At 62.2% G+C, this 11,455-nt stretch carries 8 protein-coding genes; 1 reads left to right on the top strand and 7 read right to left on the bottom strand.

The annotated features are described in order from the left end of the window. The first annotated feature begins 30 nt into the window (after positions 1 to 30). Positions 31 to 444 carry a MaoC family dehydratase gene (locus PYK22_RS03825; protein ID WP_041974650.1) on the top strand — a complete coding sequence of 138 codons (414 nt, stop codon included), beginning with the start codon at positions 31 to 33 and terminating at the stop codon, positions 442 to 444. 30 nt (positions 445 to 474) lie between these two features. Here the strand turns inward: PYK22_RS03825 and PYK22_RS03820 are convergent, their stop codons facing one another. From PYK22_RS03820 to PYK22_RS03790, 7 genes are all read right to left on the bottom strand, one after another. Next, complete coding sequence (locus PYK22_RS03820; protein WP_041974648.1) at positions 475 to 2,277, bottom strand: AMP-dependent synthetase/ligase; 1,803 nt, start codon at positions 2,275 to 2,277, stop codon at positions 475 to 477. Between the two features lie 265 nt (positions 2,278 to 2,542). Further along, a complete protein-coding gene (locus tag PYK22_RS03815) occupies positions 2,543 to 3,529 on the bottom strand; it encodes a 3-oxoacyl-ACP synthase III family protein (RefSeq protein WP_041974885.1) in 987 nt (328 codons plus the stop codon). After that, positions 3,529 to 4,374 (bottom strand): alpha/beta fold hydrolase, encoded by an 846-nt coding sequence (locus tag PYK22_RS03810; protein WP_041974646.1) that lies wholly within the window; start codon positions 4,372 to 4,374, stop codon positions 3,529 to 3,531. The genes PYK22_RS03815 and PYK22_RS03810 overlap by 1 nt, the downstream gene beginning before the upstream one ends. A 165-nt stretch (positions 4,375 to 4,539) precedes the next feature. Continuing rightward, positions 4,540 to 7,836, bottom strand: coding sequence for a TonB-dependent receptor (locus PYK22_RS03805; protein ID WP_041974644.1), 3,297 nt, complete (start codon positions 7,834 to 7,836; stop codon positions 4,540 to 4,542). A 125-nt stretch (positions 7,837 to 7,961) separates the two neighbouring features. Next, on the bottom strand, positions 7,962 to 8,642 hold the full coding sequence (locus PYK22_RS16340; protein WP_211197604.1) for a TetR/AcrR family transcriptional regulator: 681 nt from the start codon (positions 8,640 to 8,642) through the stop codon (positions 7,962 to 7,964). A 184-nt stretch (positions 8,643 to 8,826) separates the two neighbouring features. Further along, positions 8,827 to 10,434, bottom strand: coding sequence for a tetratricopeptide repeat protein (locus tag PYK22_RS03795; RefSeq protein WP_041974642.1), 1,608 nt, complete (start codon positions 10,432 to 10,434; stop codon positions 8,827 to 8,829). A gap of 2 nt (positions 10,435 to 10,436) precedes the next feature. Then, on the bottom strand, positions 10,437 to 11,228 hold the full coding sequence (locus PYK22_RS03790; protein WP_041974881.1) for a DeoR/GlpR family DNA-binding transcription regulator: 792 nt from the start codon (positions 11,226 to 11,228) through the stop codon (positions 10,437 to 10,439). Between the last annotated feature and the right edge of the window lie 227 nt (positions 11,229 to 11,455).

Genomic DNA, 11,455 nt, shown 5'->3' with positions numbered 1-11,455 from the left:
GCCGAATCCATCTTCGCTCGCTTCGGTCTTATGAGATTGAAAATCGGCGATAGCGCCTCCTTTCAAAAGACGATCACGGCGGACGATATCGAACGATTCGCCGAACTGACCGGCGACCGAAACCCGGTCCACCTCGATGATGATTTCGCGCGCCGGACTAGATTCGGACGGCGCATCGCGCATGGCATGCTCGGCGCGTCGCTCATCTCCGCCTTGTTGGCCAACGAACTCCCCGGACCCGGGACCATCTACCTCAGTCAGACGCTCCAGTTCACCGCCCCGATCTACCCGAATGACACCATCACGGCGCAAGTCGCGATCACAAACATACGCGAAGACAAGCCCATCGTGACGCTCGAAACCATCTGCGTCAATCAGCGCGGGGAGACGGTGATCCGCGGCGAAGCGGTCGTCCTCGTCGAGGATCTTGAGCGGGATCGGTGAGGATCTTGCGCGGAAGGGCGCCGGAACCAGCTAATCTATAGGGCGCGCTTCCCCATAAAGCCAAGCGATCTGATCGGCGAAGTGGCGCGCGATCGTCTCGCGGCGAAGCTTCAGCGTCGGCGTCAACTCATCACGCTCGATCTCGAAGTCGCGGTCGAGAATGAGAAACCTCTTTATCTGCTCCGTTGAAGAGACGCGCGCGTTGACTTGTTCGACCGCACGCCGGACCATCGCTTCGATTTCGGGTCGCGTGATCAGCTCAGCGAAGTCCTTGAACGCGATCCCCGAAGAACGCGCCCACCGCTCCGCTTCGGCGCGGTTGAGCGTCAGGAGCGCGACCAAGTAACTTCGCCCTTCGCCGTAGACGAAAGCTTGACTGATGAGCGGTTCCGCTTTCAATAGGTTCTCGATGAACGATGGCGCGATCTTCTTCCCCGTGGAGGTGACGATCAACTCCTTCTTGCGCCCCGTGATGCGCAGGAAACCATCGGCGTCGAGTTCGCCCAAGTCTCCTGTCAACAACCACCCGTCGCGCACGACCTCGGCGGTTCGTTCCGGCTCTTTGTAGTAGCCGCTGAACATCATCTGGCTGCGAACCATGATCTCGCCATCTTCGGCGATGCGCACTTCACATCCGGGCATCGGTGGACCGACCGCGTCGAACTTGTAGCGGTCCGGTCGGTTGAAAGCGACGCAGACGTTCTCCGTCAACCCGTACGCTTGCAGGATGGTGATGCCGCAGGCGTCGAAGAACTCGCCGATCTCCACAGGCAGCGGCGCGCCGCCCGATGTCGCTAAGCGCAACCTGCCGCCGAAATAGTCGTGGACGCGGGCGAGAACGGGCCGGGCTCGCCGTTCGTATTCGCGCTGTAGTTCGCTTGGGATCTGTTGCCGCGCGCGCCGCAAGCTCGCCACCTGATGGCCCAGCTTCAACGCTTCACGAAAGGCCGCGCGCTCGCGCTCTGTGTCGCGCGCAAGGTCTGATTGGATGCGCGCGTAGATCTTCTCGAAAAACCGCGGGAGACTGGCGAAGACCGTCGGGCGCACCTCGGTCATGTACTCATCGAGCTTTGATATATCCGTGACGAAGTGGGCCGCCGTTCCAGCGTAGAGCCGATTGTAAAGCCCCGAGATCCGTTCGGCGACGTGGCAGTAGGGAAGATAGGAGAAGGTCACGTCCCAGTCGTAGATGGGCACGGTCGCGCGCAGCGATTCGACGCTGTTGATGATGTAGCGGTGGCTCAGACACGCGCCCTTTGGCAGTCCGGTCGTCCCCGACGTGTAGACGATGATCGCCGTCTCGTCGGCGTGCGCTTCGCTGGCCCGCCGCCGCTGCTCAGCTTCGACGCGCGCTCTGGCGGCTTCGCCCCGTCGCAAGAATTCGCGGTAGGCCACGAGGGCGAACCGCCGAGCGGCCTCTTCGTCAACGGCGATGATGCCTTTGAGTTTGGGCAGCTCATGGCGAACGCGCATGATCTTCTCGGCCTGCGCCACGGTGTCGACGACGACGAACTCCGCATCCGAATGATCGATGATGTAGCGGCATTGTTCGGCGGAACTGGTCGGGTAGATGCCGACCGAAACGCCGCCGGCGATGATCGTCCCGACGTCGCTCGTTGGCCACACGGGCGCGTTGCCCGCGAGGATGCAAACGGCCGCGCCCGGCGTTAGACCTTCAGCGAGCAATGCCCAGGCGAAACGGTGCGCGTCGCGCTCCCATTCGGCCCAACCGATGCTGGTCCAGCCGGTCGGTCCGCGCTCCCAAAAGGCCGGGCGATCTCGCATCTGCGCGACGCGCTCGCGGAAGAGCGCGTAAACGTTCTTGTACCTCATCGCTCAAACCCGCTCGGCGACCGGACGAAAGGGGCTGTTCAAGAAGCGTCCGCGCTTCATCGCGCAACTTCAGGAAGGACCGATCGCGCGTCGTGATCGTTGCCGAAAAGCTATCAAACGCCAGCTTCAGCCCAGCAACTCGTTCGTCGCCACGTTCGTTGTCGTTATCTAAGAACTCACCAGTCCGTCTTTGCGCTCCGTCTTTCGAATGCCAAATCGATGCACAGTGTTGGACTCACATCGGCCTGTTCGTTGCGTTTCGTCTTTACCACCTGTAAGCGACGCAGGCCATGTTCAACCCGCCGCCCGAAGCGCACATCACGATGACGTCGCCTCGTTGGACCTTGCCGGCGCGCACGGCATCGTCGAGCGCCATCGGGATGCACGCCGATCCCGTGTAGCCCCATTTCTCCATCACGGTGTGCGCCCTCTCTCGCGGCGCGCCGAGCCGGTCCATCACCTCGTAGATCGTGCTGCGGTTGACCTGCGTGAAGAGAAAGAGCGCCACGTCGTCCACCGAAAGCGCACTGCGGCGCAGCACATCGCCGATGATCGCGGGCCAGCCTTCGAGGTTGACTTCCGCCGGATACTTCTTCGCGAAGCGGACCTTGTTCCAACGCCCTTCGCGCAACACCTCTTCCGTGATGGGCAGGCGCGCGCCGCCCGCGTAGATCCCCATGTAATCGTGAAAGCTCCCATCGGCGATGAGTTTGGAGGCGAGCGGACCCGGTTCATCCGCCGCGCGCAAGACGATCGCGCCCGCGCCATCGGCGAAGATCGTCGCCGTCTTCTTCTCGCTCCAGTCGATGTACTTGCTCATCGCGTAAGCGCCGATGACGAGCACGTGGCGGTAGGACTCATCGGCGGCGATGTACTTGGCCGCGACGTCGAAGGCGGTGACGAAACCGGCGCACGCGCAGTTGACGTCGAACGTGCCGGCGCGGCGCGCGCCCAGACGGTGCTGCACGACAACAGAGGTTGCGGGCGACAGGTATTCGGGCGTATCAGTCGCAAGTATGATGAGGTCGAGGTCGGCGGCCTCGACTCCAGAGGCTTCGAGCGCGCGGCGCGCCGCCGCGGTCGCTAGATCCGCCGTGCTTTCGTCTTCCGCACAAACGTGGCGCTCGCGTATACCCAACACATTCGAGACGAAATCATCGATGTCTTCGCCGAGCATGCGACTCAAATCGGCATTGGTCAAAACTTTTTCGGGCACGTGCGAGCCGGTCCCGATGATCTTGGCGTAACGCATCATTCTCCTTTCGCGCCTTGGCGGCGCACGTCCTCGTCGCAGTCCCGCTGATCCTCGAAGAGGAAGTCGAGCACGGCGCGGTTGAACTCTTCGGCCTGTTCGATGAAGAACGAGTGACTGCCGCCCGCGATCACCTGCAGGCGAGATCGCGGGATCGCCGCCGCCAGCCGGCGCGAATTCTCTGCCGGCACGATCCGGTCCGCATCGCCCGTGATGACCAGCGTCGGAGACGAGATCGCGCCGAGCCGCGCTCCCGCATCGAAGGCGAGCGCCGCTTGCAGTTGTCGCCGATAGACGAACTCGGGCACCGGACAGGCTGCGCGCAGAGCGATGACGCGCTCCACTTCATCACGTTCGCGCGCGACGTATTCGGGCGAAAAAGCGAGCAGAAGGTTCTCGCGCATCCGCTCTTCGGTGTTGAGCCCTTGCGTGGAGGCAAGACGCACGAGCACTTCGGCGTCGGGCGCGACGTGCATTGCGCCGCCAGCGCTCGTGCAACAGAGGATCAACTTTTTCAACCTGTCCGGATGCTCGAGCGCGAACTCCAGCGCGACGAAGCCGCCGAAGGAAGCGCCAGCGACGTCGGCGCGTTCGATCCCCAAATGGTCGAGAAGCGCCGCCACGTCGTCGGCTAAGAGCTTGGTTGAGAACGGTTCGTCGCGCGCCACGGAGCGCCCGACGCCGCGCGGGTCGAAGAGTATGACCCGGCACGCGCGCTCCAATGCTGGCACTTGTTTGAACCAGATCCACGCGCCCGCGCCGAAGCCTGGGATGAGCACGAGCGGCGCGCCCGCGCCATGCGTTTCGTAGTAAACTCTCGCGCCGTCGAGTTCAACGTAAGGCATAACTCCCTCCACTCATATCGCTTCTTCAGCTCGAACCGCTTAGGTCTCCTGGTTTGCCTAGCTCAGAACCCAACTCCACTCATATCGTTTCTTCAGCTCGAACCCGCGCCTCGCTTCTGCATCCAAGCGCGCGGCCCATTGGGATTCGCGTGCCATTTTCGCCCCTCAGAAGTTAAGCTTCAAAGCGAATTGGATGACGCGCGGGCCGCTGCTCGTCGCCGTGATCCGCCCGAAAGTTTGCGGTACGGCGACGTTGCTGTTCGGATTAGCGAAATTGGCCCAGTTGAAGAGATTGAAGAACTCGGCGCGAAACTCCAGATCGGTGCGCTCGCGCAGCGGGAACCGTTTGATGGCCGAAAAATCCACATTACGCTGGCCCGGCCCGCGCAGGAAGTTGCGCCCCGTGTTGCCGAAAGGCGCGTTCGGATCGAAGAACGGATTGTTCGGCACGCCCGTGTTGATGTTCGGGTTCAGATTGGGGCGCGAGATGACGAAGGCCGCCGTGTTGAAATAGGCATCTAGCCGCCGCCGCACGTCGCCGCTGCCCGCGATCCGCCCGGCAAAGCCGGGGGCGATGTTGGCTCGTTGCACGATGAAATTGTTCGGCGCATCGACCACCGAAAAGGGCGTGCCCGATTGGAAGACGACGATGCCGGCGACCTGCCACCCGTTCAACAGCGCCCGCGCTAATTGGGAATCAGTCGCTGCGCGCGGAAGATCGTAAACGAAGCTCGCGACGAAGCGGTGCGTGCGGTCGAAGTCCGACGGGCCGCGGTTGGCGCGCCAGTTCAGTTGATCGCCCGGCACGGCCGCGAGCTCGTTGACCGCAGAACCCGAATAGTAATCGATCGATTTGCCGAAGGTGTAGGCGGCCAGAAATTGGAGCCCGGCGCTCAGCCGTTTCGTCACGCTCGCTTGGAGCGAGTCGTAGTGCGAGTTGGAACTCGTCTGCACCTGCTGGATGCCGCCAGCGACGTTCTTCTGCGTCGACAGGAACGGGCTCAAGGGGATGACGAATTGGTTGCTCGCGCGAACATAAACGGGTTGATTGAGCGTCACCACCTGCAGCAACTTCGTCCCCTTGGAACCGACGTAGCCGATTTCCAGCAGCAGATCGCGCGCGAACTCCCACTGCAGATTCAAGCTGTACTGCTGCACGTAAGGCGTCCTGATGTCGGGCGCGACATAGATGCCGCTGATCGGCGCGCCGAGCGGCGACGGCACGGTCGGCGTCAGCGGAAAGGCGCCCGGCAGAGGGACGGGGGAGAACGGGTCCGCTAGCGGCCTGAAGATCGCCGTCGCCAGCGTCAGGTACGGGTAGTCGAGCAGTTGCGTGTTCGCGTAGCGCGTCGAGAAGCGATCGTAATAGATGCCGTAGCCGCCGCGCAGCACGAGTCGTCCGCGTTGATCCATCTGGTAGGCGAACCCGACGCGCGGCGCGAAATTGTTCCAATCGTTCGGCGCGAGCGACTTCGTGACGAGCGGCACGCCCGGCAACGGAGCGGCCGCATTCTCCGCTTGCACAAAGCCGTTGGGCGGCGGACCGACGCGAAACTGGTCCGGCAGGAAGTTGACCAGACGCCCGCGCGTGTCATAGGGCAAGCCGAAGAAGTCGTAGCGCAAGCCGAGATTGAGCGTCAACCGTTCGTTGACCTTCCAATCGTCTTGGACGAAGGCGTAGAGGTCGTTGGTCCGCAACGCGCGGTCGAAAACGCCCGAGCCGATGATCGAGATCGATTGGCCGAGCAGGAAGTTCGCAAACGTCGGAAAGATCAACTGCCCGCGCGAATATGCGTTGAAGTAGAAGTTGACCTGCGAGCGGCGGTATTCGCCCCCGACGCGCAAACGATGGCGACCCGCGACGAATGAAATCGTATCATGCAGCGTAAAAGCGTTGATGCGCGACGATTGATCGGCAAAGGGCGAAGAACCGAGCGTGAACAGGCCCGTGACGGTGATCGTCGGCATCCCGGGGAAGATGCTGCCGAGCGGATTGTTGATGCCGAACTGGCGAGCCGTGAACGGTTCATCTGGCACGGACGTGACGCGCAGACGGCTGAAGCCGAAGCGCGCTTGGTTGACCGTGTTCGGGTTGATGACATAAGTGTCCGTGAGCGAGATGAGCGTCTGGATGATGTCGAGTTGCCCGCCGAAGCCGGGAAGCTGCGTCGGCCCGTTGCCCAATCCGGCGAAGTTGTAGTTGGCTTGGTGCGTCGGATTGGTCGCGAAGAAATTCTTCGCCGAGAGGGTGTGCTTGGGGCTGAGGATGAGATCGAAGTTGGCGTTGATCTGGTCCTCGCGAAAACGCGAGATGCTCGAGATCGGCGTCAACCCCGACGCGGTGGTCGGCGACGGGATCACGTAGCGACCGTCGGCGAAGCGCGCCTGCAGCAACGCGAGCGCGATGGGACTGATCGCCGCTGCAGGCACGCCGAACGCTGCGGCCAGTCCAGCCGCCGTCCGGTTGTCGTCGCGCAGCGCGGCGGGGATCGTCGGGAACATCAAGCTGTTGCTGAGCGATGCGCCGTTGCGCTCGCGCGTCCCCTGATAGGAACCGAAGAAGAAGAAGCGGTCGCGAATGACCGGACCGCCGAGCGTCGCGCCGAATTGGTTGCGCGTTAAAACGGGGCGCGGTTGACCGGCGGCGTTCAAGAAGAAGTCGTTGGCGTTGAGCGCGCGGTTGCGGAAGAAGTAATAGAGGTTGCCGTGAAACTCGTTCCCGCCCGAACGGGTCACCGCTTCGACATTGCCTCCGGCGTTGCGCCCCTGCGAGGCGTCGTACAGGCTCGTCTGCACGATGAACTCTTGGAGGCTGTCGGTGGCCGGAACGGCGATGTTCGGCGTCGAGTTGGTGCCAATGGAGTTGGCGTCGATGCCGTTGATGCGCACGTTGTTGCTCGTCGTCCGCTGCCCGTTGACGACGATGATCGCGTCGCCGCGCCCGAGTTCGGTGTTGTTCGCCACGCCGGCGTAGGCGCCCGGCGAGAGCGCGAGCAGTTGCTGGAAGTTGCGCGTCGGCAGCGGCAGTTGCCGGATGGGGCGCTCGTCGATGACGCGCCCGATCTGCGATGATTCGCGCTGCACGAGCGGCGGGGCCGCGCTGACGGTCACCGTTTCGGGATTGAGCGCCGGTTCGAGCCGCACGTCGAGCGCCGTCGTCTCGGTGACGCGCACGACGACCGGCGTGATGACCACCGTTTTGAAGCCGCGCGCCGCGACTTCGATGCGGTAATCGCCCGGCGGCAGGAGTTGAAAGGCGAAGGCTCCGCTCGCATCCGTGCTGGTCTGGCGCGTGAAGGCGAGCGCAGTGCTCGTCAACGTGACGGTGGCGCCGGCGACCGCCGCACCGTTAGCGTCCGTCACCGTGCCGCTCACGTTGCCCGTCGCCCCTTGCCCGTGCGCGAGCGCCGCCAACAGCGCGCCCCACAGGATCGTCCGCAAGGCTCGTCCGAGATCGCTCATCTTCTCTGCTCTCCTTTCTTCGGGTGAAATCTTTCTGAAAAACGAACGTTCGTTTTCGTGTTAATAAAAACGAACGTCTGTCTTAATGAACGCTAAAGATCGAGGCTGATTTCAAGCGCGCCGCTTCAAGCTTTCGAAGCGCGCCTCGTTGTCCGCTTCCCCATCCGCTCCTCGCGTTCCAAGTGTCGTGGATGGAGCACGCCGCGCCGGAAGATCTCCGTCAGGTGCGCGATCACGCGCTCGTCGCTGAGACCGAAATGGCGGTCGCCGCCAAAGAGGCGTTCGACCAGAAAGTAGTTGAAGAACTGCATGTAGGCAGCGGTGAACCCGACCGCCGGATCGACCCCGTCGTAGAGCGCGCCGCTGCGTTTGAGCTGTTTGAACCGTTCGCCGAACCGCTGCCGCATGTTGCGCGCCAGATCGACGAACATCTTGCGGAAATGGCGGTTTTCGAACTCCAGCACGTCGATGTACATAAGCAACCAGTAGTCGGCATGGTCGGCGACCAGCTCTTTGACGCGCCGTCCGAAGCGCGCCAGATCCTCGGCATCGAACGGGTCGCGGATCTCGTCGAGCATGGCGCGCAACCGGGCGTCGATCACCTTCTGGTAGCGCGCGATGATCGACTCAAGAATCGACTCCTTGGTCCGGTAGTAGTTGTACAAGTTGCCAAGCGATGTGCCGGCGCGCGCGGCGATGTCGCGCATCGAGGTGGCATGAAAGCCCCGCTTGATGAAAAGCTCCTTGGCCGCTTCCTCGATTCGCGCCCGTCTTTCCTGAATCGCCTCTTGACTCAGTTTCGGCACCGCCCTCGCCTTCAAGCTCAGCGATTGATGATCCTTTTCGAAACCCGCGCCCGTAAGGAAAACGAACGCTCGTATTTTATACGACGAGCGCCGAGTGTCAATATCTAACCTCGTGAGCCGCGCGATCTCGCACACGCCCAATGCGACTCAGTCAGAGCGAACGCTTCTCTCTCGGCTGTCGAGATCACCTTTCCTCCGTTGGCGGTTCGACCAATTTGAAGATCACGCGCTCGCGGTCGCGCTCTTCGACGCGCAGTTTTTCGGCGATCTCGATCATCTGGCGCGCACGTCCCTTGTCGCCGAGCCGCGCATAGACCAAACCCAATTGATAATGCGCGCGCCGATTTCGCGGATCGAGCGCGATCGCTCGCTCTAACGCAAGACGCGCCCTCTCGTAATCGCCGCGCTTGGCCAACGCGATGCCGAGCGTCGCCTGTGCCGCCGCATGCTCCGGCGCAAGGGCGAGCACGCGCTCCATGCGCTGGATCGCTTCATCGAGCGATCCCTCGTTCTCCGCGACCAGACCGAGCAGGAACTCCGTCTCCGGATGTTCGCGCAAAGATAGGCTGCGCTCCAGCGCCTGACGGGCTTCGGCAAACCTGTTCAACCCGTAAAGCGCCAATCCCAATTGGTAGTATCCCGCCGGGTCGTTCGGACGCAATGCGATGTAACGCCGCATCAAGGTCTCCGCCTGCGGACGATCGCCCTTCTGCAAATAGGCTGCGGCCAGCATGTAGATATACGGCGGTTCGTTTGGCCGGAGCTTCTGCAACTGTTCGAAGATCGGCAACGCATCGAGGAAGAGGTTCAAACGCAATGCGGCGACCCCGAATTCATATAGGATCTCAGTGGATGTGGGAGCGAGCTTCCGCGCGCGCGCAAGGTGAGATAGCGCTTTTTCCCACTCCCCGCGCGCGTTTGCAACGCGCGCCAGCGCGCGCAACGTCGCGACATCTTCAGGCTTGATGGCGAGCGCCGCCATGTAATGCTCTTCGGCGCGCGCCAGATCCTTCTTCTGATAATAGGCCGTCGCCAAGTTGTAGTGAACCGCGAAAGAGCGCGGGTCCCTCCTCTGCGCCGCTTCGAGCAGCGAGATCGCGTCGTCCAGCAAACCGCGCGCCGCAAAGAGCGTCGCCAAATTCGCAGCATCGTCCGACGGCAACCGATCAAGCGATGCGCGCGCTAGCTCAAGCGCCTCGTCTTTATCTGCCAATTCCAAATACGATTTGACGAGAAGATAAAGGTCCGGAGCGGTTCGATTCGCCGCTGGTATCTTTCGTAGATGCGCGATCGCCTGGCTGAAATCGCCGCGCTGCGCATAGATCGCGGCGAGGTTGCGGTCCACCTCCTCGTTATCGGACGCGAGCCGAGCGGCCTCGCTAAACGCCAATAACGCCCGATCCCAATCGTGGGATTCCATATAAAGCTGGCCCAGATTGATGCGCGCGCCGATCGCGTCCGGCGCCAGCTCGATCGCGCGCCGGAAAAACCCCTCGGCTTCGCGCGTCCGCCCTTGCCGCGCGCGAATCACCCCGAGCAAGTTGAAAGCTTCGGCTTCGTCACGCCGTTCAGCCAAAGCGGCGCGTAACTCCGCCTCGGCCTGAACGAGCTCCCCTCGCTCGATCAACGCGACGGCGCGCGCGATATGCCCTGTGCGCCGTTGCGCAAACACGTCGCCCGCAAAAGCGGCGCAAGCGATCACCAAGGTGCCGAGCATGACGGCGACGAATGACCGCTCCCCCTTACACGCGAAGCGGCACGCCAGCCTTTGCAGGAGCGCTTTCATGGTCATCTTCAAACGCGCCGAATCGTAAGCCCCCGTGCGATGAATGGGGCGAGAGATTCTTCCGAAGCCCCTTTGTCGGTGATGAGCATATCGACCTCGGCGATCGGCGCGATGAGCGCCGTGCCGATCACGCCCAATTTTCGACGATCGGCGACGACGATCTTCTTGCGCGCCTGACGCAGCAAGGCGCGATGGATCATCGCCTGATCCGGATAGTTCGAAGTCAAGCCGCGCTCGGCGTGTATCCCATCCACTCCGACAAACGCCTTATCGACGAAGATCTGACTCGTATTATCGATCGCCATCGGTCCGACGAGCGCGAACCAATCTTCGCTCAACAGACCGCCCGTGACGAACACCTTCAAGTTATCGAGGTGACTCAATTCCATGGCGATGTTGATCGCATTCGTGATGACCGTGATGCCTCGGCGATGGCGTATGCTACGTGCGACCTGCGTCGTCGTCGTCCCCGCGCCGATCGCGACGACTTCGCCATCGGCGATCAGAGTCGCCGCCGCCAGTCCGATCCGTCGCTTCTCCGCCGCGAACTGCCGCTCCTGCTCCTGAAAAGAGGAGACATGGCGGAAAGGCTCATAGAGCATCGGCTCGACCGGGACGGCGCCGCCATGCGTCCGACGTAAAAGCCCTTGTCGTTCCAATTCGGTAAGGTCACGGCGAATGGTCGTCGGCGAAACTTTCAATCGCCGCGCCAGCTCATCGACAAAGACCTCTCCGGTGCGCAACAACTCTTGCAATATCTTCTGCGAACGCTCGCTGAACTTTTGCGCTTCGTCAACCATCGATCCTCTTCCCGCCTCATCGAGATTCACGATTCTTAGCCCTCGCCGGACCGCCACGCTCGGGCGCGAACTATCCGGTCGATTTCGAAGGGTATTACTGGATGAATCCTACTCAATGGTGCGGGCAAGCTGCAACGGAACGACTTGCGCTCCCACACTCGAGGGCAGTTGGCAAAGGCGCGCGGATGAGGACTAACTATCGGCGTGTGGGAAACAACTCACAACTT

The sequence above is a fragment of the Pyrinomonas methylaliphatogenes genome (assembly GCF_000820845.2).
Lineage (GTDB): Bacteria > Acidobacteriota > Blastocatellia > Pyrinomonadales > Pyrinomonadaceae > Pyrinomonas > Pyrinomonas methylaliphatogenes.
The sequence above is the reverse complement of the archived record's forward strand: the minus strand, read 5'-3'. Positions and strand labels throughout refer to the sequence as shown.

Excerpts from the sequence above, each read along its gene's own strand:
- PYK22_RS03825 (WP_041974650.1), top strand. The coding sequence starts at position 31 with ATGAGATTGAAAATCGGCGATAGCGCCTCCTTTCAAAAGACGATCACG.
- PYK22_RS03820 (WP_041974648.1), bottom strand. The coding sequence starts at position 2,277 with ATGAGGTACAAGAACGTTTACGCGCTCTTCCGCGAGCGCGTCGCGCAG.
- PYK22_RS03815 (WP_041974885.1), bottom strand. The coding sequence starts at position 3,529 with ATGCGTTACGCCAAGATCATCGGGACCGGCTCGCACGTGCCCGAAAAA.
- PYK22_RS03810 (WP_041974646.1), bottom strand. The coding sequence starts at position 4,374 with ATGCCTTACGTTGAACTCGACGGCGCGAGAGTTTACTACGAAACGCAT.
- PYK22_RS03805 (WP_041974644.1), bottom strand. The coding sequence starts at position 7,836 with ATGAGCGATCTCGGACGAGCCTTGCGGACGATCCTGTGGGGCGCGCTG.
- PYK22_RS03795 (WP_041974642.1), bottom strand. The coding sequence starts at position 10,434 with ATGACCATGAAAGCGCTCCTGCAAAGGCTGGCGTGCCGCTTCGCGTGT.
- PYK22_RS03790 (WP_041974881.1), bottom strand. The coding sequence starts at position 11,228 with ATGGTTGACGAAGCGCAAAAGTTCAGCGAGCGTTCGCAGAAGATATTG.